Source organism: Enterobacter huaxiensis (assembly GCF_003594935.2).
GTDB lineage: Bacteria > Pseudomonadota > Gammaproteobacteria > Enterobacterales > Enterobacteriaceae > Enterobacter > Enterobacter huaxiensis.
In genome coordinates, this window is the sequence record NZ_CP043342.1 from 227,301 (window position 1) to 252,017 (window position 24,717).

The window sequence follows — 24,717 nt, forward strand, 5'->3', positions numbered from 1 at the left end:
GTAGAGAGGCCATCCGGAAGGATGGCCTTTTTGCGTTTTTGTACCCTCTTCCTTTCCATAAACAAATCACCTATCCCCCCGTATATACGGTAAACTATCCGCGTTTTTGCATCAGGATAGATAGCCTCTATGAACCACTCCCTTAAGCCATGGAATACTTTTGGTATTCAGCGGAATGCTAATCAAATTGTACGTGCCGAAAATGCTCAGCAACTGCTGAATGCATGGCAAAACGCAGCAGAAAACGGAGAACCCGTACTCATTCTGGGCGAAGGAAGCAACGTCCTGTTTCTCGAAGATTTCGCGGGAACCGTGATCGTCAACCGCATTATGGGAATTGATGTAAAAGAGGACGTAGACAGCTGGCATCTGCACGTGGGGGCCGGAGAGAACTGGCACCAGCTGGTGCAATATACCCTGGATAAAGGGATGCCCGGCCTGGAAAATCTTGCCCTTATTCCGGGCTGCGCGGGATCGTCACCCATTCAAAATATCGGTGCCTATGGCATCGAACTGAAAAACGTCTGCGAATACGTTGACTGCATTGAGCTGGCGACGGGGAAAGCCCTGCGTCTGACCGCTGAGCAGTGCCGTTTTGGCTATCGTGACAGCATCTTCAAACATGATTATCAGGATCGCTACGCGATTGTGGCCGTCGGTCTGCGTCTGACGAAGCAATGGAATCCTGTCCTGACGTATGGCGATCTTACCCGTCTGGATCCCGCTACCGTCACTCCTCGCGACGTTTTTGAGTCAGTTTGCCATATGCGAATGACCAAGCTTCCCGATCCGAAAGTGAACGGAAATTCAGGCAGCTTCTTCAAAAACCCGGTAATTGGTCGCGAACATGCTCAAGAATTTATTGCGGCCTGGCCAACGGCTCCGCATTATCCGCAGGCCGATGGCAGCGTGAAGCTGGCGGCAGGATGGCTTATCGATCGGTGTGAACTGAAAGGTGCTACGGTGGGCGGCGCTGCAGTGCATCGCCAACAGGCACTGGTGCTGATCAACCAAAACGATGCCACCAGTGAAGATGTTGTACGGCTGGCGCACCATGTCCGTCAGCGCGTAGGTGAAAAATTTAACGTCTGGCTGGAGCCCGAAGTTCGCTTTATTGGCCGTACGGGTGAGGTTAGCGCCGTGGAGACAATCGCGTGAAGGACAATACCGTTCCCTTAACTCTGATCGGCATCCTTGCTGACGGCGAGTTTCATTCTGGCGAGCAGCTGGGCGAGCAGCTTGGTATGAGCCGTGCCGCTATCAACAAGCATATTCAGACGCTGCGCGACTGGGGAGTAGACGTATTTACTGTCCCCGGTAAAGGGTACAGCCTGCCGGAGCCCATTCAACTGCTGAATGAAGAGACCATCCGCAGCCAGATTGGCCACGGTAGCGTCGCGGTACTGCCGGTGATTGACTCAACCAACCAGTATCTTCTCGACCGTCTGTCAGAACTGCAGTCCGGTGATGCCTGTGTTGCCGAGTATCAACAAGCCGGGCGCGGCCGTCGTGGGCGCAAGTGGTTTTCGCCCTTTGGCGCGAATCTCTACTTGTCCATGTTCTGGCGGCTCGAGCAGGGCCCCGCCGCGGCGATTGGCCTGAGCCTGGTCATCGGGATCGTGATGGCGGAAGTACTGCACGATCTGGGGGCTGATAAGGTCCGGGTAAAATGGCCCAACGACCTTTACCTCAACGATCGTAAGCTGGCGGGCATCCTGGTGGAGTTGACCGGAAAAACCGGCGATGCAGCTCAAATCGTTATTGGTGCCGGGTTGAACATGGTGATGCGTAATGTGCAGAACGATGTCGTGAACCAGGCCTGGACGAACCTGCAGGAAGCGGGGATCGCAATCGATCGTAATACCCTCGCGGTACGTATGATCAACGAGCTGCGCAGTTCGCTGACGCTGTTTGAGCAGGACGGGCTGGCGCCATTCCTGTCACGCTGGAAAAAGCTGGATAACTTTATCAACCGTCCTGTTAAGCTGCTGATTGGTGATAAAGAGATCTACGGTACCTCTCGCGGCATTGATGCGCAGGGTGCCCTGCTCCTTGAGCAGGACGGTGTAATCAAACCCTGGGTTGGCGGTGAAATTTCACTTCGCAGTGCCGAATAACTGAATCGAGATGATGATGCAAAAGCCTGCATGCGCCGCGCTGGTTGTCATGATGAGTTTGCTGTTCTCTCCTCTCTCTCAGGCGAGCCAGGCCTGGGAGAGCTATAAAGCGCGCTTCTTTCAGCCGGATGGACGCATTGTTGATACCGGTAATGGCAATGTCTCCCACACGGAAGGGCAAGGTTTTGCCATGCTGATGGCGGTGGCAAACGATGATAAAGCGACCTTTGATAAACTCTGGAAGTGGACCGACAGCCACCTCAAGAATAAAGAAAACGGGCTTTACTACTGGCGTTATAACCCTGCTGAATCAAATCCTGTTGCCGACAAAAACAATGCCTCTGACGGGGATATGCTTATCGCCTGGGCCTTGTTAAAAGCCAGCGCGCGCTGGCAGGACAAAGGCTACAGCACCGCGTCGGATGCTATCACTAAAGCGCTACTTTCCCACAACGTCACCCGCTATGCGGGTTACCGCGTAATGCTGCCGGGCGTTCAGGGGTTTAAGCTCGAAGACAGCGTTGTGCTTAATCCGTCCTATTTTGTATTTCCTGCCTGGCAGGCATTTGCCGCGCGAAGCCATTTGCATGTATGGAATCAGCTCATTCAGGACGGAGAAAAATTGCTGGAGAAAATGGGCACCGGCAAAGCTAATCTCCCGGCCGACTGGATGTCTCTGGATGCAAAGGGCGCGCTGACGCCTGCAAAAGCCTGGCCGCCACGGATGAGCTATGATGCCATCCGCGTCCCGCTGTATATCCGCTGGTCAAACGCGAAAAGCCCACTTTTGACGCCGTGGCGCAGCTGGTTTGGTCAGTTCCCCCGCGAGCAAACGCCCGCCTGGGTTAACGTTACAACGAACGAATACGCCCCCTACATGATGTCAGGCGGTCATCTGGCGGTACGTGATTTAACGATGGGGCAGTCATCCGGCGAACCGGTAATCACCGAACAAGACGATTACTATTCAGCAAGTTTGAAAATGCTGGTGTGGATCTCAGAAAAATAAGGCTCGCTCCGGCCATGCCCTCTCCCCTATGGGGAGAGGGCCAGAGTGGGGGAGGGATTTTACTGCGGGTACGGCACCCAGTCACCGCCGTTCAGGCGAACATACGGTTTATTCTGGTACTGGATCACCACCGCATTGGCGTTTTCCGAGACCTCTGCCGTTTGCGGCAGTTTATTCGTGAGCTGATCCCAGTTCACGCTATCTTCCACAAACAGCTTGCCGTCTACCGCACGCGCCACCAGTTCTGAAATAGCCAGATAGCTGCTTGGCTGGGCGATCTCAATCGGTGCACCCTGATGCGGCGCCTTCATACCAAAGAATTTAATTCCGGCAGGTACGTTGGTGATGGATGGGCTTGGAATGTCGCGCAGGCCGGAAACCTGCATTCTGTCGCCTTTCAGCGCGCCACCGTGTTCAGGTACAACGACCACCATCACTCTACGGCCCGATTTCTCCAGCTCGGTGAAGAACGCATCCAGCTCATCGAAGAACTTCTGGGCGCGAACCTTATAATCAGCGGTTTTGCTCACGCCCGGATAATGGTTCCCGTCGTGAAGCGGCAGGGTGTTATAGAACGTTGCGCTACGCGAGCCCTCTTCTTTGCTGACGGTTTGCAGCCAGCGCTGGAGCACGGCGGTATCGTCATATACCGGAGAACCGTCAAAGCCCAGCAGCGTGACGGGAAGACCCTTCTGGTCCATCAGCGGCGCCTGCATACCCCCTTCTTCACGCACTTCTTTCAGGAAGTTACCAAACTGACCGTTATGGCCCAGCATCAGGTGCTGCGTAAAGCCCAGTTTGGACAGGTTATCGAAGAGATAACACTGGTTCCCGGTCGGCTGATACAGATTTTTATGCGATGGCTGGCCGCAGCTTGCGCGTAGCAGACGAATCGCCGCCGGGCCGCTATAGGAGGTTGCGGAGTTGAAGTCTTTGAACTGAATATCGAAGTGTGACCACAGCGGATGCGACATCAATCCTGCAGCATCCACATCCGCCCACGAGAGCGAACAGATGTTGATGACCAGCAGTTCAAACGGCTGGGCGTCGGCAGGCAATGCATCCGGGAATTTGGTCTGGCGCTTGTCTTCAGCGGTATAGAAACTGGAAAGCCAGGCATTCAGGTTTGTGGAGGTGGGAGGCGCCGTCTGCGTTGGAATGTCACCGACTACAGGCGTATCCCCTGCGGTCGCAACAGTCGATGCCGCAGACCCTCCCGTGGTGGTGACGGTTGTCGTCGGCTGGCCTGCAGGCCACAGGGAGAAGCTCGGGCCTGCCAGCGTCAGCACGTTCAGCCAGACCATAATAGCGACGACAAACACCGTTACGCGGATCCACTGTGACAGGAACAGCCAGGCGACCAGCAGCACAAAGACTGCGCCGATCATCTGCCAGTTAATAAAGCGTTCAACCAGGTCAAGGATGTAATCGGTGCTGAAACCCGCAACCTGTGACCCCTGGCTCATGATGCTTTCCGGGCCAGGCAACCAGGTATCATGCCAGAACAGGGCAAACCCGAGAGGAATAGCGACCCAGTGGCGTAGACGGTGCAGCCTGATATTAGGGATTGGCATTAGCAGGAATGCCATAAATACCAGGTTAAGCAGCGGGTGGAAATTAAGATAGCCTGCCCACAGCAGGCCAAACTTCACCAGGAAGTAGAAGTTCCAGCCGGAAAGTCCGCGCCAGTATTGCCAGAGCGGCGATGGCGCCGAAGTGGTATAGGAGGAATTAGTCATGTTTTCGGTTTGCCTTGACGTTCGGAGCGCGTGTCAGTGTTCCGGCGGGTTTAATATAGCGAGGTTTTACAAATATTAATCTGGCCGTATCGCGGATGCGGCGTAATGAGTGGCGCGCATAGTAGCCCAGCGGGAAAAAAATCAGCGCACAAAGTATAACCAGTTGAATGATATCGCTGAGATTCATGATGCGCTCTCCTTGCCCTCAGATAATAAGCGGTGTGGTTCGGGGATCCTGCGCCAGACGTGTCCGTCATGCTTCGCATTCAGAATCGGTTTGGTATCGCTCGTTATCGGTAAAGGTTTCGCCCACCGATCGGGCGTCAGAGTCCGCATTTGCACCAGCTCTGCGCTAATCAGGTTATCTTCGAACCAAATCATGCGGTTAGAGAAAATATCGCCGGTCGGTAACGGGAAAATATGGTTCAGGGCGGTATCGAGATCGTTTACCCGGCAGAAGGATAAAAACAGCACCAGGCGGTTATCGCCAATCGTCATGATGTCCCCGGTGCGGTTGGGGCGGCATAAGGTCAGCGCCTGCTCAACGCGGATGCCCGGAACGGGGCGCAGGGCAACCATCACCCCTTTCCCGTCTGCCGGCAGCAGCGTGTTGCTCATCATGTTTCCGACCGCATCACAGAAGGTGTCCCACTTTTGATATCCGCGCAGCTTCATCGGCTGCGTCATGGAGAGCAGGGTGCCGATATCTTCCGGTACGTGGCGGTTAAACTGCTGGCCCTGGATGCTCTCGATAAGCGTCAGGCAGCGTGATAACGGTGCATTCCACGGTATGACCATATTCGCGCCGCAGCCCAGCAGGAGACGCTCGTCCGTTGCGCGCAGGCTGGTAATATTTTCGCGAACCACGATTTTTAATGCGCTACCGCGCTGCCGGCGTAAGGTGTGGATGTGTCTCGCCAGCGTTTCGATTTGGTTATTCTGCGTTAAAGAGAAAACAATGGTCGCCGCCTGCGTCGTGCGGGCATCGTTAAATAACGCTTCATTCGTTTCGTAGAGTGACCAATTTTCAGAAAGCGCAGGCGCACCTTCTAATACCGCAATATGGCTCAGAATGCGCTTTTCATCGCTGCGCGGCTGGACCACGGTTTCTTCCTGTTGGGCGAGATGCCATTCACCCTCAATTTTTTTGAGCATCAGCTGCTGCCGGGCGCTCACCCCTTTTTCATTGCACCAGAACGCAATATCGTAAAGATAGCTGTCAGTCTGGTCATGGATACTTGCCAGACCGAAAAGAGAGCGATATTCGCCCATTAAAAGTGAAAAAAGCTTGTCATTATTACTGCCAGGGTTAATGACCAGAACCGTGCAGTTTTGATTCTTTGCCCATTTATGGATCCTGCTCAGCCAATGCAACAGTTTTTCTGAGGGGATATTTTGCAGCACGTTACCCGTACATTTAAGAATCAGTAAATGGTGGGTCGGATCAATCGAGCACTGAATGTCTCGGGGCAAAAAGTATAGACTATCCGCCTCCGCTGACATGGAAAATAATTTTACGGTTTGTGGACCTCTGTCACTTTCGAGCCTGATGATTTTCTTCGGTTCTTCGCCCATAGTGATGACAGCGACGCGGGAATCCTTATCCTGTGCGGCAATCGTTTGGTTTACCAGACTTATTGCGTCTTCGTTGCGATCCGTATTAATCCACCAGACTCCTCCGACTGGCATGTGGCGCAATTCGTCCCATAATGACTGGATGCCAATAGAAAATATGGAGTCCACAGTGTCCCTCTTTTCGTCTAATTTATCTGTATCTCAGTTTACTAGCGTAAGCGTAGAAATAAACCTAACATTGAAATTAAAGAACATCAGATTTAGCATGTAAATGAAATTTCGTGGGCAGGAAGCCCCGCTCCATCTGATCTTGTGACTTTACACAAAGGGATGAAATAAAAATGCATAATAACGAACCCGGAACGCCTGTCGACTCAAGCCTGGGTTACACATTCCAAAACGATTTTCTGGCACTTACGCAGGCTTTTTCTTTGCCTGAAATAGACTACACCGATATTTCCCAGCGGGAACAGTTGGCCGCGGCTATTAAACGTTGGCCGTTATTAGCTGAATTTGCCCAACAACAATAAGGGAGCCATTGATGGCCATAATCGGATTACAGGGCGTCCGTGGCGGTGTAGGTACAACCTCCGTTACTGCGGCGCTGGCGTGGTCATTACAGCTATTAGGTGAATCGGTGCTGGTTATTGACGCCTGCTCCGACAATTTGCTGCGCATGTTTTTTAACGTCGACTTTACCCGCAAAGAGGGTTGGGCCCGTGCTCTGCTGGATGATAAAGACTGGCGAGACGCGGGTATGCGCTATACCTCCCAGCTTGATTTACTCCCCTATGGGCAATTAACTGAATCCGAACGTGAGAATGAAGCTGCGTACCAGCGTCTGCTTTCGCAATTCACCACCGCGCTGCAAAGCCTGCATGACAAGGGTGATTATCAGTGGATACTGTTAGATTTGCCGCACGGGGCTGCCGCGTTGACCCGTCAGCTTATCGCGCAATGCGACCATGTCCTCTCGATCGTCAACGTGGATACAAACTGCCATATCCGCCTGCATCAGCAGCCGTTGCCGCCGCACGCCCATTTACTGATTAACGATCTGCGCATCGGCAGCCAGATTCAGGACGATCTGTATCAGGTGTGGCTCCAGAGCCAGCGTCGCCTGCTGCCGATGGTGATCCATCGTGATGAAGGGATGGCGGAGTGCCTTGCTTCCAAACAGCCTCTCGGGGAATACCGTAGCGATTCGCTGGCGGCGGAAGAGATCCTGACGTTAGCGAACTGGTGTTTACTGCATTTCGCTAAACGGCCGGAACCTGCCGGGAGCGCGGTATGAGTCGTCTGTCGACCTGGTTGCTCATCCCGCCGGTCAGTTCGCGGCTAAGCCAACGCTACCGGCATTATCGTCGTCACGGTGCGTCGTCGTTGAGCGCCGCGTTTGGCTGTTTCTGGATGATTCTGGCCTGGGTCTTTATTCCCCTTGAACACCCCCGCTGGCAAGGTATTCGTGCACGGCACAGCGAACTTTATCCGCACATTAATCCCGACAGACCACGCCCATTAGATCCGGCGCGTTATGCCATCCAGGCCGTCTGGCTGGTCGCCACGTCGGGCAGATCTGAAAAATCGACGCCGCGCTGGCGGAGTTTCGATCGCGTCCAGAACTTACGGGAACGTTATCACCAGTGGATGGACAGGCTACCCGATAGCTTCAGCGATAAAACCAGCCATCTGGACAACCACAAAGAGCTCGGGCATCTGCATCCGGGCTTGCGGCGTTTTATCCTCGGCGTCATTGTCGTCTTCTCGCTTATTCTGGCACTGGTCTGTATTACACAGCCCTTTAACCCGCTGGCGCAGTTTACCTTCCTGATCCTGCTGTGGGGCGTTGCGCTGCTGGTACGGCGCTTACCGGGCCGTTTCTCTGCCCTGATGCTGATTGTGCTGTCGCTGACCGTTTCCTGCCGCTACATCTGGTGGCGTTATACCTCGACGCTGAACTGGGATGACCCGGTCAGCCTGGTGTGTGGCTTGATCCTGCTGTTTGCTGAAACCTACGCGTGGATAGTGCTGGTGCTGGGCTACTTCCAGGTGATCTGGCCATTGAACCGCCAGCCGGTTCCGCTGCCGAAAGACACCAACCTGTGGCCGTCGGTCGATCTCTTTGTGCCCACCTACAACGAAGACCTGAGCGTGGTGAAAAACACCATTTATGCCGCGTTGGGCATTGACTGGCCGAAAGATAAGCTCAAAATCTGGATCCTTGATGACGGCGGTCGCGCGGAGTTCCGCCAGTTCGCAGACGAAGTTGGCGTGGAGTATATCGCCCGTACCACGCACGAGCATGCGAAAGCCGGTAACATCAACAACGCGCTGAAATACGCCAAAGGGGAGTTCGTCTCCATCTTTGACTGCGACCACGTGCCGACGCGCTCGTTCCTGCAGATGACCATGGGCTGGTTCCTGAAAGAAAAAGAGCTGGCGATGATGCAGACGCCGCACCACTTCTTCTCGCCGGATCCGTTCGAGCGTAACCTGGGCCGTTTCCGCAAAACCCCGAACGAAGGCACGTTGTTCTACGGCCTTGTGCAGGACGGAAACGACATGTGGGATGCCACCTTCTTCTGCGGCTCCTGTGCGGTTATCCGCCGCGGGCCGCTGGATGAAATTGGCGGTATCGCCGTTGAGACCGTGACCGAAGATGCCCATACCTCGCTGCGTTTACACCGTCGCGGCCACACCTCTGCGTATATGCGCATTCCGCAGGCGGCGGGTCTGGCTACGGAGTCACTCTCGGCGCACATCGGCCAGCGTATCCGCTGGGCGCGCGGCATGGTGCAGATATTCCGCCTGGACAACCCGCTGGCCGGTAAAGGGCTGAAGCTGGCGCAGCGCCTGTGCTACGTCAACGCCATGTTCCACTTCCTGTCCGGTATCCCACGGCTTATCTTCCTCACCGCGCCGCTGGCGTTCCTGCTCCTTCATGCCTATATCATCTACGCTCCGGCGCTGATGATTGCGCTGTTTGTTCTGCCGCACATGATCCACGCGAGCCTGACGAACTCGAAGATTCAGGGGAAATACCGCCATTCGTTCTGGAGTGAAATCTACGAAACGGTGCTGGCGTGGTATATCGCGCCGCCAACGATGGTCGCGCTGATTAATCCGCATAAAGGGAAGTTTAACGTCACCGCGAAAGGCGGGCTGGTGGAAGAGGAGTATGTCGACTGGGTTATCTCCCGTCCGTATATCTTCCTGGTGCTGCTTAATATCGTGGGGGTGATTGTCGGTATCTGGCGCTACTACTACGGCCCGGCAAACGAGGTATTAACGGTATTCGTCAGTATGGCATGGGTGTTCTACAACCTGATTATCCTCGGCGGCGCGGTCGCGGTGTCGGTGGAAAGCAAACAGGTACGACGCGCGCATCGCGTCGAGATCAGCATGCCGGCGGCCATTGCCCGCGAAGACGGACACCTCTTCTCCTGTACCGTACATGACTTCTCCGACGGCGGCCTGGGGATCAAAATCAACGGCCAGGCGAAGGTGCTGGAAGGGCAGAAGGTCAACCTACTGCTTAAGCGCGGCCAGCAGGAGTACGTCTTCCCGACGCAGGTTGCGCGTGTGTCAGGCAATGAGGTCGGTCTGCAGCTGATGCCGCTGACCAAAAAGCAACACATCGATTTTGTGCAGTGTACGTTTGCCCGCGCGGATACGTGGGCTCTGTGGCAGGACAGCTTCCCGGAAGACAAACCTCTGGAAAGCCTGCTCGATATTCTGAAGCTGGGGTTCCGTGGCTATCGTCACCTTGCAGAATTTGCCCCGTCGTCTGTGAAATTAATTTTCCGGTCACTTACTTCGCTGGTTTCCTGGGTCGTGTCGTTCATTCCGCGTCGCCCTGAGCGAGATGAAGCGAAGCAATCGGACCCGGTTATGGCTCAACAATGATGATAACGCGATGAAAACAAAACTTTCCTGGTTATGTGCAGTGGCAATGGGGATGAGTGCGCTTCCCTTAACGATGGCTAACGCAGCGCCTGAAAACGCGGCGGCCACGCCTGCTCCTACGGTTCCTGTCGTCGCGCAAGCGACCGACCCGGTTGTCACGGCGGCACCGGGACAAACGGAAAACGTAGTCCCGAATCAGCCAACGGCGGGGAATACGCTACCGGCCAACAATCAGGTCGTTGGGCAAGTCATGCCTGGCGTACCGGGCGCCAACGCGCCTGTCGTCGCGGAGAATGCCCCATCGCGTGATGTGAAGCTGACGTTTGCCCAGATTGCGCCTCCGCCGGGCAGCATGGTGCTGCGTGGCATCAACCCTAACGGCGGCATTGAGTTCGGGATGCGCAGCGACGAGGTGGTCTCGAATGCGGTGCTGAACCTTGAGTACACGCCGTCGCCGTCGCTGCTGCCCGTGCAGTCTCAGCTCAAGGTCTACCTGAATGATGAGCTGATGGACGTTCTGCCGGTCACGAAAGAGCAGCTGGGCAAGAAAACCCAGGCGCAGGTGCCGATCAACCCGCTGTTCATCACCGACTTTAACCGTGTCCGCCTGGAATTCGTCGGCCACTACCGCGACGTTTGTGAAAACCCGGCCAGCAGCACGCTGTGGATGGACGTAGGGCGTAACTCTTCGCTGCAGATGACCTACCAGTCGCTGGCGCTGAAAAACGACCTTTCCGCGTTTCCGGTTCCGTTCTTCGACTCGCGCGATAACCGCCAGTTAACGCTGCCGATGGTCTTTGCGAGCTCTCCGGACGTCACCGAACAGCTTGCGGCGACTATCGTCGCGTCGTGGTTTGGTTCCCGCTCCGGCTGGCGCGGTCAGAGCTTCCCGGTCATGTACGACAAAATGCCCGACAGAAGCGCGATTGTGTTTGCGACTAACGCCAAACGTCCTGCGTTCCTGCGCGATCACCCGGACGTCAAGGCGCCCACGATTGAAATGATTAGCCACCCGGACAACCCGTATGTGAAGCTGCTGGTGGTCTTCGGCCGTGATGAAAAAGATCTAGTGCAGGCGGCAAAAGGCATTGCGCAGGGGAACATCCTGTTCCGCGGTAATAGCGTCGTTGTCGATGAGGTGAAGCCGCTGCTGGCGCGTAAGCCTTACGATGCCCCTAACTGGGTGCGTACCGACCGCGCAATTAGTTTCGGCGAACTGAAAACTTATGAAGAGCAGCTGCAGGCGACGGGGCTTGAGCCTTCGCCAATCAGCCTGTCGCTGAACCTGCCGCCGGACCTGTATCTGCTGCGCACTAACGGTATCGATATCAATCTGAACTACCGTTACACCGCGCCGTCGACCAAAGACAGCTCGCGCATGGACATTAGCCTGAACAACCAGTTCCTGCAGTCCTTTAGCCTGACAAGCACGCAGGATACCAATCGCCTGATGCTCCGTCTGCCGGTACTGCAGGGTCTGCTGGACGGTAAAACCGATGTGTCTATCCCGGCGCTGAAGCTGGGTGCGATTAACCAGCTGCGTTTCGACTTCCAGTATATGAACCCGATGCCCGGCGGCTCGGTGGATAACTGCATCACCTTCCAGCCGGTACAGAACCATGTGGTGATCGGTGATGAATCCACTATCGACTTCTCAAAGTACTATCACTTTATTGCGATGCCGGATCTGCGCGCGTTTGCCAATGCCAGCTTCCCGTTCAGCCGCATGGCAGACCTGTCTGAGTCTATCGTCGTGATGCCGAAAACACCGTCTGAAGGTCAGGTTACGACACTGCTGGATGCGATGGGCACCGTTGGGGCGCAAACCGGTTTGCCGGCGATTAACGTGACGCTGACCGATGATGGCAGCCAAATCCAGAACAAAGATGCCGATATCATGGTAATCGGCAGCATTCCGGACAAGCTGAAGGATGACAAGCGCGTCGATCTGCTGGTCCAGGCGGCCCAGTCATGGGTGAATACGCCGCTGCGTCAGACCGAGTTCCCAAGCATTATGCCGGACAGCGGCGATCGTCAGGCGAACGTAAGAACCAGCATCAGTTCATCGGGACCGATGGCGGCCATCGTGGGCTTCCAGTCGCCGTATAACGACCAGCGTAGCGTCATCGCACTGCTGGCAGACAGCCCTCGCGGCTATGAGCTGTTAAACACGGCCATGAACGACAGCGGTAAACGTGCGTCAATGTTCGGCTCGGTTTCCGTTATCCGTGAATCGGGCGTCAACAGCCTGCGCGTGGGTGATGTCTACTACGTGGGCCATCTGCCGTGGTTCGAGCGTCTGTGGTATGCGCTGTCTAACCACCCGGTACTGCTGGCCATTCTGGCCGCGGTCAGCGTCGTTCTGCTGGCGTGGGTACTGTGGCGTCTGCTGCGTATCATCAGCCGTCGTCGCCTGAACCCGGACCATGAGTAAGATGTGATGAAAGGCTTTCGCTGGTGTGTATTAGCAGCGTTGATGCTGGCGGCGACGAATCTGCGCGCCGCCTGTAGCTGGCCTGCCTGGGAGCAGTTTAAACAGGACTATATCAGCGAAAGCGGGCGCGTCATTGACCCCAGCGACGCGCGAAAAATTACCACCTCTGAAGGGCAAAGCTATGCGCTGTTCTTTGCGCTGGCGGCCAATGACCGTAAAGCGTTTGATGTGCTGCTGGCGTGGACGCGCGACAACCTCGCTCAGGGCGATATAGCGCAAAACCTGCCTGCCTGGCTGTGGGGGCAAAAGGACAAAGAGACCTGGGCGGTTATCGACCCTAACTCCGCGTCCGATGCTGATGTCTGGATTGCCTGGTCGCTGCTGGAAGCCGGAAGGCTGTGGAAAAACCCGGACTACACCCGCACGGGAAAGGCGCTGCTTAAACGTATCGCCAGCGAGGAAGTGGTCAAGGTGCCGGGGCTGGGCTCTATGTTACTTCCGGGTAAGGTCGGCTTTGCTGAAGAGAACGCCTGGCGCTTTAACCCCAGCTATCTCCCTCCGCAGCTTGCCAGCTACTTCACCCGTTTCGGCGCCCCCTGGACGACGCTACGTGAAACCAACCTGCGTTTACTGCTGGAGACCGCACCGAAGGGGTTCTCCCCAAACTGGGTGCAATACCAGAAAAACAGAGGCTGGCAGCTGAAGCAGGATGCGTCGCTGGTGGGCAGCTATGACGCCATCCGCGTCTATCTCTGGGTGGGCATGATGAGTGAGAAAGACCCGCAGAAGGCCCGTTTGCTGGCGCGATTCCAGCCGATGGCGAAGGTGACGGCAAAACAGGGCGTACCGCCGGAGAAAGTCGATGTGGCAACCGGCAAACGCACGGACACAGGTCCGGTCGGCTTCTCTGCGTCCATGCTGCCCTTTTTACAAAACAGGGATGCACAAGCGGTGCAGCGCCAGCGCGTGGCCGATCGCTTTCCCGATAATAATGCCTACTACAGTTATGTACTGACCCTCTTTGGTCAAGGGTGGGATCAGCATCGTTTTCGCTTCACCGCACAGGGTGAATTAATACCGGATTGGGGCCAGGAATGCGCAAGTTCACAGTAAATCTACTCAGTTTATCGCTTGGTCTGGCCCTGATGCCGCTGGCCGAGGCCGCCAATTCCCCCCAGCAGCAACAGCTGCTGGAGCAGGTCCGTCTGGGCGAATCGACGCAGCGCGAAGATTTGGTTCGCCAGTCGCTCTATCGCCTTGAGCTGATTGACCCGAACAACCCCGACGTGATCGCCGCGCGCTTCCGCTATCTGCTTCGACAGGGTGACAATGCGGGCGCACAAAAAGAGCTGGATCGCCTGAAAGGGATGGCGCCGGGTTCGAGCGCGTATAAGTCGTCCCGCAATACCATGCTTCTCTCTACGCCCGATGGCCGTCAGGCGCTACAGCAGGCTCGTCTGCTCGCCACCACCGGCCACACGCAGGAAGCGATCGCGGCCTACGAAAAGCTGTTTGCAGGGGACCCTCCTGGCGGGGAATTAGCCGCAGAGTACTGGACCGTTGTCGCCAAAGATCCGGCCAGGCGTAATACCGCCATTAACCAGCTGAAGAAGATCAATGCCAGCAGTCCCGGCAATACCCAGCAGCAGGCGGCGCTCGCGCAGCTCCTGTTCCAGAGCGGCCGCCGTGATGAAGGCTTTACCGTGTTGCAGGATATGGCCAAATCCAACAGCGGCCGTAACCAGGCCTCTGATATGTGGTATCAGCAGATCAAAGACCAGCCAGCCAGCAGCGCCAGCGTTAGCGCACTGCAAAAATACCTGAGCGTGTTCAGCGACGGCGATAACGTCACGGCGGCGCGCGCCCAGCTTGAAGCGCAGCAAAAACAGCTCGCCGATCCGGCATTCCGGGCGAAGGCCGAAGGGCTTGCCGCGGTGGATGCCGGGCAGGGCGGTAAAGCGGTCGCGGAACTGCAGAAAGCCGTGAGTGCCAACCATGCCGACAGCGAAGCCGTGGGCGCGCTCGGGCAGGCGTATTCACAGAAAGGCGATCGCGCCCGCGCGGTGGCGCAGTTTGAAAAGGCGATCGCGCTCGATCCGCAGAGTGACAACCGCGATAAATGGGACAGCCTGCTTAAGGTTAACCGCTACTGGCTGCTGATCCAGCAGGGTGACGCGGCGCTGAAGGCCAACAACACGGCCCAGGCGGAACGCAATTTCCAGCAGGCGCGCAGTATCGATAACACCGACAGCTATGCGGTACTGGGGCTGGGCGATACCGCCGCCGCGCGCAAGGATAACGATGCCGCAGAGCGCTATTACCGCCAGGCGCTGCGTATGGACAGCGGCAACAGCAATGCGGTACGCGGCCTTGCCAATATTTATCGCGCGCAGTCGCCTGAAAAGGCCACCCAGTTTATCCAGTCACTCTCCGCGAGCCAGCGTCGCAGCATCGATGACATTGAACGCAGCCTGACCAACGAACAGCTCTCCGCTCAGGCCGAGAAGCTGGAAAGCCAGGGTCAGTATGCCCAGGCGGCGGAGATCCAGCGTCGGCGTCTTGCGCTCTCGCCGGGTGACGTCTGGATCACCTACCGCCTCTCGCGCGATCTCTACAGCGCGGGGCAGCACAGCCAGGCCGATAATCTGATGCGCCAGCTGGCGAGCCAGAAGCCGGGCGATCCGGATCAGGTTTATGCCACCGGGCTTTATCTCTCCGGAAACGATCGGGACAGAGCCGCCCTGGCGCACCTGAACACCCTGCCGCGTGATAAGTGGAACGGCAACATTCAGGAGCTGGCGGACCGTCTGCAAAGCAACCAGGTGCTGGAAACCGCTAACCGCCTGCGCGACAGCGGGAAAGAGCAGGAGGCAGAAACCCTGCTTCGCCAGCAGCCGGTATCCACGCGTATCGACTTAACCCTCGCGGACTGGGCGCTGCAGCGTGGCGACCGCGCGGCGGCAAAAAATGCCTACAGCACCGTGCTGCAGCGCGAGCCGCAAAACGAAGACGCTCTCCTGGGTCTGACCGAGGTTTACATTGCGGAAGGCGATAAGGACGCGGCCCGTGCGGAGCTGGCAAAACTGCCTGCCGAGCAAAATGGCCAGCCGCTCTCCGTCAACATGCAGCGCCGGATAGCCATGGCGCAGGCGGGCCTGGGCGATACGGCGGCGGCAGAGCAGACCTTCAGCAAGCTGATCCCGCAGGCAAAATCGCAGCCGCCTTCCATGGACAGCGCGCTGGTGATGCGTGATGCCGCGCGTTTCCAGGCGCAAAACGACCAGCCTCAGCAGGCGCTGGAAACGTATAAAGATGCCATGGTGGCCTCCGGCGTGACCACTACCCGTCCGGCCGACAACGACAGCTTTACCCGCCTGACGCGCAATGATGAAAAAGACGACTGGCTGAAGCGCGGCGTGCGCAGCGATGCGGGCGAGCTTTACCAGCAGCAGGATCTGAACGTCACGCTGCAGCATGACTACTGGGGCTCCAGCGGCACGGGCGGTTATTCCGATCTGAAAGCGCACACCACCATGCTGCAGGTCGATGCGCCGCTGTCCGACGGTCGGATGTTCTTCCGAAGCGATCTGGTGAATATGGATGCCGGTTCGTTTGCCACCAGCAACGGGACGTACGATCCAAAATGGGGTACCTGCGCCGAAACGCCGTGTAGCGGCAGCACCAACCAGTCGGCCAACGGCGCGAGCGTGGCGGTTGGCTGGCAGAATAAAACCTGGGCATGGGATATTGGCACCACGCCGATGGGCTTCGACGTGGTGGATGTGGTCGGCGGCGTGAGCTACAGCAGCGATCTCGGGCCGATTGGCTACACCCTGAACGCGCATCGTCGTCCGATCTCCAGCTCCGTGCTGGCGTTCGCGGGCCAAAAAGACACCAATACCGATACCACATGGGGCGGCGTACGCTCGACCGGCGGCGGCGTGAGCGTAAGCTATGACAAAGGTGAGGCGAACGGCATCTGGTCGAGCCTGAACATGGATAGCCTCACCGGTAAAAATGTGGAAGATAACTGGCGCATCCGCTGGATGACCGGCTATTACTACAAGCTGATCAATGCAAACAACGAGCGCCTGACGGTCGGTGTCTCTAACATGGTCTGGCACTATGACAAAGATCTCAGCGGCTATACCCTCGGACAGGGCGGCTACTACAGCCCGCAGGAGTACGTCTCCTTCGCGCTGCCGGTGACGTGGCGTAAACGTACCGAGAACTGGTCGTGGGAGCTTGGCGGGTCCGTCTCCTGGTCGCACTCGAAGACAAACGACGAGTTGCGTTATCCGAAGCAGGGGCTAATTCCAACCGATGAGCCCGGTCGATACACCGACAGAGGCGCGATGGAAACCGGGAGCAGTTCCTCCGGTACGGGTTATACCGCAAGAGCGATTGTGGAACGCCGCGTGACCTCCAACTGGTTTGTCGGTCTGGGCGTGGATATTCAGGAAGCGAAAGACTATACCCCGAGCCATGCGCTGCTCTACGTGCGTTACTCTGCCGCGGGCTGGCAGGGCGACATGGACTTACCGCCGCAGCCGCTCATGCCGTATGCGGACTGGTAATCGGATTTAACTTAATCCATTTGTAAGTCTCTCTTAAAAGTGCAGCAATCGGGTATACTCAGGCGCACCAGGTTCACTCCCTGGTGCGCCCTGCGCTTCGAGTTCTGTGGAGAGTCATTTTGCGTGTCAGCCGTTCTTTAACGATCAAACAGATGGCGATGGTTTCTGCCGTCACAATGCTGTTTGTCTTCCTCTTCTGCGTCATTTTGCTGTTTCATTCCGTACAGCAGAATCGCTATAACACGGCTTCACAACTTGAAAGCATCGCTCGTTCGGTGCGTGAACCGCTCTCTGCGGCGATCCTCAAAGGGGATATTCCCGACGCGGAAACGATTTTAAAACGCATCCAGCCCGCCGGTATTGTCAGCCGGGCGGATGTGGTGCTGCCCAATCAGTTCCAGGCGCTACGGATGAGCTTTATTCCCGAACGCCCCGTCCCGGTCACGGTCATGCGGATGTTTGAGCTGCCGGTACAAATTTCACTGCCGATCTATTCGCTCGAACGACCGGCCAACCCTCAGCCGTTAGCCTACCTCGTACTGCAGGCGGACTCCTACCGCATGTATAAGTTCGTGATGAGCTGGGTTGCTACATTAGTGACCACTTACTTACTTTTAACGCTAATCCTCAGCGTCGCGCTGACCTGGTGTATCAACCGGCTGATTGTCCACCCTTTGCGCCGCATCGCCCGGGAGCTGAACGATCTCTCCCCGCAGGAACAGGTGGGACACCAGCTCCCGCTGCCGCGTCTTCATCACGACGATGAAATCGGCATGCTGGTGCGCAGCTACAACATCAACCAGCAGCGCGTCATGCGCCAGCAGGATGAGCTTAACAGCAGTGCGACCCGCTTCCCGGTCTCGGAGCTGCCGAACAAGGCGTTCCTGATGGCGATGCTGGAGCAGACCGTCGCCCGTCAGCAAACCACGGCGCTGATGGTAATCGCCTGCGAAACCCTGCAGGACACGGCGGGCGTGCTCAAAGAGAGCCAGCGCGAGATGCTGCTGCTGACGCTGGTGGAGAAAATAAAAACCGTTCTGGCGCCGCGCATGGTGCTGACGCAGGTCAGCGGCTATGATCTGGTGGTTATCGCGCACGGTGTGAAAGAGCCGTGGCACGCTATCACGTTAGGTCAGCAAGTACTCACTGTCATTAACGAGCGGCTGCCGGTGCAGGGCATTCAGCTGCGCCCGAGCGCCAGCATCGGGATTGCGATGTTCTACGGCGACCTGACGGCGGAGCAGCTCTATCGTCGCGCGTTCTCGGCGGCCTTCACCGCCCGGCGAAAAGGCAAAAATCAGATCCAGTTCTTTGACCCGGAGCAGATGGAAAAGGCGCAGCAGCGCCTGACGGAAGAGAGCGATATTCTGACGGCGATGGACAACCGCCAGTTTGCCATCTGGCTCCAGCCGCAGGTGAATTTGCTGACGGGCGAAGTGAAAAGCGCCGAAGCCTTACTGCGCATGCAGCAGCCGGATGGCTCGTGGGAGCTGCCGGAAGGGCTGATAGAACGCATTGAATCCTGTGGTCTGATCGTGAGCGTGGGGCACTGGGTGCTGGAAGAGTCATGCCGCCAGCTTGCGGCGTGGCAGGAGCGGGGCATCATGCTGCCGCTCTCGGTGAATCTTTCTGCCCTGCAGCTTATGCACCCGACCATGGTCTCCGAGCTGCTGGAGCTTATTCATCGCTACCGCATTCAGCCCGACACGCTGATACTCGAAGTCACGGAGAGCCGCCGCATCGACGATCCGAATGAAGCCGTGGCGATCCTGAAGCCGCTGCGTAATGCCGGGATCCGCATCGCGCTGGATGATTTTGGCATGGGTTACGCCGGGTTACGCCAGCTTCAGCACATGAAAACGCTGCCGGTGGACGTGCTTAAGATCGACAAAACCTTTGTTGACGGGCTCCCGGACGACAGCAGCATGGTGGAGGCGATTATCCAGATGGCGCGCAGCCTGAAACTGCACGTGATTGCCGAAGGCGTCGAAAACGAAGCCCAGCGCGACTGGCTCGCTGCCGCGGGCGTGGAGTACGGCCAGGGGTTCCTCTTTGCCCGGGCGGTACCGTCGGATGTTTTCGAACAACGCTACCTGGCCGACGCCGACCATAACGCAAAAGTGTAATTTTGTTGCTGGCTTGTGCGAGCCAGCTCAAAGTTCTTAACATTTGTGTTTCAAATTTGAAGTTGCTTTATTTCTGTCCTGTTATGTGGGTGTTATTTTAAAGCCGCAGGTTAACCATAACCTTACAAAGCCTGTGGTTTTTCTTCCCAAGGACACCCTATGAAAACCTCAATCTTCAAGAGCCTTTACTTTCAGGTCCTGACGGCCATCGCAATCGGTATTCTGCTTGGTCACTACTACCCTGAACTGGGCGCGCAGATGAAACCGCTTGGCGACGCGTTCGTTAAGCTCATCAAAATGGTCATCGCCCCGGTGATCTTCTGTACGGTGGTGACCGGTATCGCTGGCATGGAAAGCATGAAGGCGGTTGGTCGTACCGGTGCAGTGGCCCTTCTCTATTTTGAAGTGGTCAGCACCATTGCCCTGATTATCGGTCTGATCATTGTTAACGTGGTACAGCCTGGTGCCGGAATGAACGTCGACCCGTCGACGCTGGATGCCAAAGCGGTCGCGGTCTACGCTGAGCAGGCGAAGGATCAGGGCATTGTGGCCTTCCTGCTGGACGTGATACCCGGCAGCGTGATCGGCGCGTTTGCCAGCGGCAATATCCTGCAGGTGCTGCTGTTTGCCGTCATGTTTGGCTTTGCCCTGCACCGTCTGGGCAGCAAAGGCCAGCTGATCTTTAACGTGATTGAAAGCTTCTCGCAGGTCATCTTCGGCATCATCAACATGATCATGCGCCTGGCACCCATTGGTGCCTTCGGTGCGATGGCGTTCACCATCGGTAAATACGGCGTGGGCACGCTGGTGCAGCTGGGCCAGCTGATTATCTGCTTCTACATTACCTGTATTCTTTTCGTGGTGGTGGTGCTGGGCTCAATCGCCCGCGCGACGGGTTTCAGCATCTTCAAGTTCATCCGCTACATTCGTGAAGAGCTGCTGATTGTGCTGGGAACTTCGTCTTCGGAGTCTGCGCTGCCGCGTATGCTCGACAAGATGGAAAAACTGGGCTGCCGTAAGTCGGTGGTGGGGCTGGTCATTCCGACGGGCTATTCGTTCAACCTGGATGGCACCTCGATATACCTGACGATGGCCGCAGTGTTTATCGCGCAGGCGACCAACAGCCATATGGATATCTTCCATCAAATCACCCTGCTGGTGGTGCTCCTGCTCTCGTCGAAAGGCGCGGCGGGGGTGACGGGGAGTGGGTTTATCGTACTGGCAGCGACCATCTCTGCGGTGGGCCATCTGCCGGTGGCTGGCCTGGCGCTGATCCTGGGTATTGACCGCTTTATGTCTGAAGCGCGTGCGCTAACCAACCTGGTGGGTAACGGTGTGGCCACCGTCGTGGTCGCGAAATGGGTAAAAGAGCTGGATCACAAAAAGCTCGACGATACGTTAAATAATCGTACCACTGACAGCAAACCCGCGGATTTATCCTCCTAAATCTTGCCACAATAGCCCGCATTCCCTTGTCGGGATGCGGGCGTCTGCGCATAATAACCGTTCATACCTGTCATACTTCGACAAGATTTTTTTTGGGTATATTTCACTTCCGTCCGTGACGTTTGGCTAAACACGCGGTCTAATCGAGGTGTTTTCATCGTCATCTTTTAGAGTTCTCACGTCGCGAGACACTCTTTTTAACCAGGATTGTTGATCAGGGGTTCACATGCAGGGCACAAAAATTCGACTCTTAACCGGCGGTTTGCTGATGATGGCAGCAGCCAGTTATGTGCAGGCAGATGCGCTCCAGCCAGACCCGGCCTGGCAACAGGGAACGTTGGCGAATGGTTTCCAGTGGCAAGTTTTAGCCACCCCGCAACGTCCCAGCGACCGTATCGAAATCCGTCTGTCTGTGAATACCGGCTCCCTCACTGAAAGCACCCAGCAGACCGGTTTAAGCCACTTTATTCCTCGACTGGCGCTCACGCAGAGCGGCAGTCTGCAAGCTGTTCAGGTACGTTCACTTTGGCAACAGGCCATCGACCCGAAACGTCCCTTACCGCCGGCGGTGGTCTCTTACGACTACACCATGTTTAACCTGAGCCTGCCGAACAACCGCAACGATCTCCTCAAAGAAGCGCTCACCTACCTCTCAGATGCCACCGGCAAACTGGCGATTACGCCTGAGACCGTGAATTACGCGCTGAGCAACAGTGACATGGTGGCGACCTGGCCTACGGACACCAAAGAGGGCTGGTGGCGCTATCGCCTGAAGGGCTCCTCGCTGCTGGGCCACGATCCCGCGGAACCGCTTAAACAGCCCGTTGATGCTGAGCAGGTTAAATCCTTCTACCAGAAGTGGTACACCCCGGATGCAATGACCCTGATTGTGGTTGGCAACGTCGATAGCCGCGCGGTGATTGAGCAGATCAACAAAGCGTTTGGTGATTTGAAAGGCAAGCGCGAAACGCCAGCCCCGGTTCCGACGCTTTCCCCTCTGCGCCCGGAACCGGTTAGCATCATGACCGATACCGTGCGTCAGGACCGTCTCTCAATGATGTGGGACACCGCCTGGCAGCCGATCCGCGAGTCCGCCGCGCTGCTGCGCTACTGGCGTGCAGACCTGGCGCGCGAAGCGCTGTTCTGGCACGTTCAGCAAACGCTGAGTAAAAACAACGTGAAGAATATCGGTCTGGGCTTTGACTGCCGCGTGCTGTTCCAGCGCGCGCAGTGCGCCATTAACGTTGAATCGCCGGGTGATAAGCTGAATGCGAACCTGGGCGTGGTGGCAAAAGAGCTGGCAAAAGTGCGTAAAGAGGGCCTCTCTGAAGAGGAGTTCAACGCCCTGGTGGCGCAGAAGTCGCTTGAGCTGCAGAAGCTCTTTGCGACCTATGCCCGCGCCGACACCGATATCCTGATCAGCCAGCGTATTCGTTCTCTGCAAAACCAGGTGGTCGACATCGCGCCGGAGCAGTATCAAAAACTGCGCCAGGACTTCCTCAGCGGCCTGACCGTCGAAATGCTGAATCAGGACCTGCGTCAGCAGCTGTCTCAGGATATGGCATTGATTCTTCTGCAGCCGAAAGGCGAGCCGGAGTATGACATGAAGGAGTTGCAGGCAACCTGGGAAGGGATTATGACGCCGGTAGCGCAAGCCGCGCAGCCTGCGGCGGCAGATGATTTACATCAGGACGCAACGGATATTCCGCAGGGGCAGTAATCCCCTCACCCTAACCCTCTCCCCAAAGGGGAGAGGGAACTACAAACACCCTCGCCCCTTTGGGGAGAGGGCTGGGGTGAGAGGCAAAGCCCGTTAAGCAGGCATTGCCTCTCGCGGAATAATCGCACCGCGATACTGAATTACGGTGCTGGCCGTCAGGTGGCCGCGCTGCGCCGCCGCTTCCGGCGTTCCACCCGTCAGGCGTACCGCCAGATAACCCGCGCTGAAGGAATCACCGGCCGCCGTGGTATCAATCACTTTCTCTTTGGCTAACTTCACCGCCGGGACCTCAACCACCGCGTCGCCCGTAACGGCAACCAGGCACGAATCCGCTCCGCGCTTAATAACGACTTCACTCACGCCCGCGGCCTGAGTGCGTGCGATAACCTCCTCTACCGGCTTCTCACCCCACAGCGCATCTTCGTCATCCAGCGTCAGGAACGCGATGTCGGTGCATTGCAGCATCCGCTGGTAAACCTGCTGGGTCTCTTCACGGCTGGCCCACAGGCGCGGGCGGTAGTTATTATCGAAAATCACCTTGCCGCCGTTGGCGCGGCATTCGCGCAGCAGGGACAGCAGCTTCTCACGGCTTTCCGGGCTCAGGATCGCCAGGCTGATGCCGCTGAGATAGAGGTAGTCAAAGGTGGCCAGCTCTTCGCAAATAGCGGCTGCGGCTTCGCTTTCCAGCCAGAATTTGGCGGCGGCTTCGTTACGCCAGTAGTAGAAGGTGCGCTCGCCGGTGCTGTCGGTTTCAATGTAGTACAGACCCGGCAGACGGTTTTCCATGCGCTGGATAAGGGAGGTGTGAACATTCTCGCTCTGCCAGGACTCCAGCATCTGCTGGCTGAAACTGTCTGTTCCAAGCGCGGTAACGTAGTTCACGCTCAGCGCGTCAGGGGCAACCTGACGGGCAATATAAACGGATGTGTTCAATGTATCGCCACCAAAACCGCGGCTGACTTCCGCGCCTTTCTGGGACAGCTCAATCATGCATTCGCCAATCACGGCAATTTTTTTGGACATAGTCGTGAACCTGAACAGAGTAAATAAAAAGTAGTGTGCGCTGTGTGGATTATGTGGTCAACCATATTAAAACGACGTTCCAATATTTTTTTTGAGCCAGCGCGTGTTCCGGCAAATTTCTGTCATCTTAATTTCATTTTCGCGGCCAATTGAACATAAAGTTCTCAATTAGCGCGCCGATAACCCAGTGACGAGTCCAGAAAGGTCATCCCATAAAACAGGACATCTGAAATGAAGTCAGAGCAGGTTATCCAGCGGCTGAGCACCACGCCTGAAGCAAGTATTGAGAACTTGCAGGAGCATCGCTACTGGCTGCAGTGTGAGCGCGCGTATACCTATCAACCTATCTATCGCACCGATGGCCGGCTGATGGCGATTGAGATTTTAACGGTCGTGACACACCCTTCGAACCCCTCCCAGCGTATTGCGCCCGACCGCTATTTTGCTGAAGTGGCGGTTCGTCATCGTATCGATGTGCTTGAAGAGCAGCTGCAGATGCTGGCTACAAAGCAGGCCTTCTTTGAGCAGCACGGTATTCTGGCGTCGGTAAACGTGGATGGCCCGACTCTGCTGGCATTGCGCCAGAACGCGAGACTCCAGGCGCTGATTGCCTCCCTGCCGTGGATGCGCTTCGAGCTGGTGGAGCATGTCCGCCTGCCGCAGGACTCGTCTTTTGCCTCGATGTGTGAATTTGGCCCGCTGTGGCTCGACGACTTCGGCACCGGCATGGCGAACTTCTCCGCGCTGAGTGAAGTCCGTTATGATTACATCAAGGTGGCGCGCGACCTGTTTATCATGCTGCGCCAGACCCCGGAAGGACGGAACCTGTTTACGCTGCTGCTGCAGCTGATGAACCGCTACTGCCAGGGCGTGATTGTCGAAGGCGTTGAAACCCTGGAGGAGTGGCGTGATGTGCAAAACTCACCTGCCGCCGCCGCGCAGGGCTATTTCCTCTCCCGCCCGGTGCCAATGGAAACCCTCGAAACCGTGATAACAACCCTCTAATCCGCCCGCTTCCCTTTGTCTGGACTATAGTTTTATAGGC

At 56.7% G+C, this 24,717-nt stretch carries 17 protein-coding genes; 13 read left to right on the forward strand and 4 right to left on the reverse strand.

Annotated elements, in window-relative coordinates; all coding sequences use genetic code 11:
* Nucleotides 1-129 precede the first annotated feature (129 nt).
* Genes murB through D5067_RS01115 form a run of 3 tightly spaced genes read left to right on the forward strand, consistent with a single transcriptional unit; the run spans nucleotide 130 to nucleotide 3,126 of the window.
* Entirely contained in the window at nucleotides 130-1,158 is a 1,029-nt protein-coding gene (gene murB / locus D5067_RS01105) for a UDP-N-acetylmuramate dehydrogenase (protein ID WP_119937504.1), read from the forward strand.
* Nucleotides 1,155-2,117, forward strand: a complete 963-nt coding sequence (gene birA, locus D5067_RS01110) for a bifunctional biotin--[acetyl-CoA-carboxylase] ligase/biotin operon repressor BirA (protein ID WP_119937505.1) — start codon at nucleotides 1,155-1,157, stop codon at nucleotides 2,115-2,117. Before murB ends, birA begins: the two co-directional genes overlap by 4 nt.
* A gap of 16 nt (nucleotides 2,118-2,133) precedes the next feature.
* Entirely contained in the window at nucleotides 2,134-3,126 is a 993-nt protein-coding gene (locus tag D5067_RS01115) for a family 8 glycosyl hydrolase (RefSeq protein WP_119937645.1), read from the forward strand.
* 59 nt (nucleotides 3,127-3,185) lie between these two features.
* On the opposite strand, the gene bcsG is transcribed toward D5067_RS01115, so the two are convergent.
* Genes bcsG through bcsE form a run of 3 tightly spaced genes read right to left on the reverse strand, consistent with a single transcriptional unit; the run spans nucleotide 3,186 to nucleotide 6,608 of the window.
* A complete protein-coding gene (gene bcsG / locus D5067_RS01120; protein ID WP_119937506.1) occupies nucleotides 3,186-4,865 on the reverse strand; it encodes a cellulose biosynthesis protein BcsG in 1,680 nt (559 codons plus the stop codon).
* Nucleotides 4,858-5,052, reverse strand: coding sequence for a cellulose biosynthesis protein BcsF (bcsF, locus tag D5067_RS01125; RefSeq protein ID WP_119937507.1), 195 nt, complete (start codon nucleotides 5,050-5,052; stop codon nucleotides 4,858-4,860). Before bcsF ends, bcsG begins: the two co-directional genes overlap by 8 nt.
* Nucleotides 5,049-6,608 (reverse strand): cellulose biosynthesis c-di-GMP-binding protein BcsE, encoded by a 1,560-nt coding sequence (gene bcsE / locus D5067_RS01130; RefSeq protein ID WP_119937508.1) that lies wholly within the window; start codon nucleotides 6,606-6,608, stop codon nucleotides 5,049-5,051. Before bcsE ends, bcsF begins: the two co-directional genes overlap by 4 nt.
* 173 nt (nucleotides 6,609-6,781) lie before the next feature.
* On the opposite strand from bcsE, the gene bcsR reads away from it, so the two are divergent.
* The 9 genes from bcsR to D5067_RS01175 all read left to right on the forward strand — a co-directional run bounded on the left by bcsR (nucleotide 6,782) and on the right by D5067_RS01175 (nucleotide 22,649).
* Nucleotides 6,782-6,970 (forward strand): cellulose biosynthesis protein BcsR, encoded by a 189-nt coding sequence (gene bcsR / locus D5067_RS01135; RefSeq protein ID WP_014072225.1) that lies wholly within the window; start codon nucleotides 6,782-6,784, stop codon nucleotides 6,968-6,970.
* Nucleotides 6,971-6,981: 11 nt separating this feature from the next.
* A complete protein-coding gene (bcsQ, locus tag D5067_RS01140; protein WP_119937509.1) occupies nucleotides 6,982-7,734 on the forward strand; it encodes a cellulose biosynthesis protein BcsQ in 753 nt (250 codons plus the stop codon).
* Nucleotides 7,731-10,346: a UDP-forming cellulose synthase catalytic subunit gene (gene bcsA, locus D5067_RS01145; protein ID WP_119937510.1), complete on the forward strand. Its 2,616-nt coding sequence runs from the start codon at nucleotides 7,731-7,733 to the stop codon at nucleotides 10,344-10,346. Before bcsQ ends, bcsA begins: the two co-directional genes overlap by 4 nt.
* Nucleotides 10,347-10,356: 10 nt before the next feature.
* Nucleotides 10,357-12,780 (forward strand): cellulose biosynthesis cyclic di-GMP-binding regulatory protein BcsB, encoded by a 2,424-nt coding sequence (gene bcsB / locus D5067_RS01150; RefSeq protein ID WP_119937511.1) that lies wholly within the window; start codon nucleotides 10,357-10,359, stop codon nucleotides 12,778-12,780.
* 6 nt (nucleotides 12,781-12,786) lie between these two features.
* Nucleotides 12,787-13,893 carry a cellulose synthase complex periplasmic endoglucanase BcsZ gene (gene bcsZ / locus D5067_RS01155; RefSeq protein ID WP_119937512.1) on the forward strand — a complete coding sequence of 369 codons (1,107 nt, stop codon included), beginning with the start codon at nucleotides 12,787-12,789 and terminating at the stop codon, nucleotides 13,891-13,893.
* Nucleotides 13,875-17,357, forward strand: a complete 3,483-nt coding sequence (gene bcsC, locus D5067_RS01160; RefSeq protein WP_119937513.1) for a cellulose synthase complex outer membrane protein BcsC — start codon at nucleotides 13,875-13,877, stop codon at nucleotides 17,355-17,357. Before bcsZ ends, bcsC begins: the two co-directional genes overlap by 19 nt.
* A gap of 119 nt (nucleotides 17,358-17,476) precedes the next feature.
* Nucleotides 17,477-19,483, forward strand: a complete 2,007-nt coding sequence (hmsP, locus tag D5067_RS01165; RefSeq protein WP_210433804.1) for a biofilm formation regulator HmsP — start codon at nucleotides 17,477-17,479, stop codon at nucleotides 19,481-19,483.
* Between the two features lie 159 nt (nucleotides 19,484-19,642).
* Complete coding sequence (locus D5067_RS01170) at nucleotides 19,643-20,929, forward strand: dicarboxylate/amino acid:cation symporter (RefSeq protein WP_119937514.1); 1,287 nt, start codon at nucleotides 19,643-19,645, stop codon at nucleotides 20,927-20,929.
* 226 nt (nucleotides 20,930-21,155) lie between these two features.
* Nucleotides 21,156-22,649, forward strand: a complete 1,494-nt coding sequence (locus D5067_RS01175; RefSeq protein ID WP_119937515.1) for a M16 family metallopeptidase — start codon at nucleotides 21,156-21,158, stop codon at nucleotides 22,647-22,649.
* 93 nt (nucleotides 22,650-22,742) lie between these two features.
* Here the strand turns inward: D5067_RS01175 and kdgK are convergent, their stop codons facing one another.
* Nucleotides 22,743-23,672 (reverse strand): 2-dehydro-3-deoxygluconokinase, encoded by a 930-nt coding sequence (kdgK, locus tag D5067_RS01180; protein WP_119937516.1) that lies wholly within the window; start codon nucleotides 23,670-23,672, stop codon nucleotides 22,743-22,745.
* Between the two features lie 231 nt (nucleotides 23,673-23,903).
* Here kdgK and pdeH point away from each other — a divergent pair, with 231 nt between their 5' ends.
* Complete coding sequence (pdeH, locus tag D5067_RS01185; protein WP_119937517.1) at nucleotides 23,904-24,677, forward strand: cyclic-guanylate-specific phosphodiesterase; 774 nt, start codon at nucleotides 23,904-23,906, stop codon at nucleotides 24,675-24,677.
* The last annotated feature ends 40 nt before the right edge of the window (nucleotides 24,678-24,717 follow it).

Coding starts and splice junctions, on each gene's coding strand:
- murB (WP_119937504.1), top strand. CDS start 130: ATGAACCACTCCCTTAAGCCATGGAATACTTTTGGTATTCAGCGGAAT.
- D5067_RS01115 (WP_119937645.1), top strand. CDS start 2,134: ATGCAAAAGCCTGCATGCGCCGCGCTGGTTGTCATGATGAGTTTGCTG.
- bcsG (WP_119937506.1), bottom strand. CDS start 4,865: ATGACTAATTCCTCCTATACCACTTCGGCGCCATCGCCGCTCTGGCAA.
- bcsF (WP_119937507.1), bottom strand. CDS start 5,052: ATGAATCTCAGCGATATCATTCAACTGGTTATACTTTGTGCGCTGATT.
- bcsR (WP_014072225.1), top strand. CDS start 6,782: ATGCATAATAACGAACCCGGAACGCCTGTCGACTCAAGCCTGGGTTAC.
- bcsQ (WP_119937509.1), top strand. CDS start 6,982: ATGGCCATAATCGGATTACAGGGCGTCCGTGGCGGTGTAGGTACAACC.
- bcsA (WP_119937510.1), top strand. CDS start 7,731: ATGAGTCGTCTGTCGACCTGGTTGCTCATCCCGCCGGTCAGTTCGCGG.
- bcsB (WP_119937511.1), top strand. CDS start 10,357: ATGAAAACAAAACTTTCCTGGTTATGTGCAGTGGCAATGGGGATGAGT.
- bcsZ (WP_119937512.1), top strand. CDS start 12,787: ATGAAAGGCTTTCGCTGGTGTGTATTAGCAGCGTTGATGCTGGCGGCG.
- bcsC (WP_119937513.1), top strand. CDS start 13,875: ATGCGCAAGTTCACAGTAAATCTACTCAGTTTATCGCTTGGTCTGGCC.
- D5067_RS01170 (WP_119937514.1), top strand. CDS start 19,643: ATGAAAACCTCAATCTTCAAGAGCCTTTACTTTCAGGTCCTGACGGCC.
- D5067_RS01175 (WP_119937515.1), top strand. CDS start 21,156: ATGCAGGGCACAAAAATTCGACTCTTAACCGGCGGTTTGCTGATGATG.
- kdgK (WP_119937516.1), bottom strand. CDS start 23,672: ATGTCCAAAAAAATTGCCGTGATTGGCGAATGCATGATTGAGCTGTCC.
- pdeH (WP_119937517.1), top strand. CDS start 23,904: ATGAAGTCAGAGCAGGTTATCCAGCGGCTGAGCACCACGCCTGAAGCA.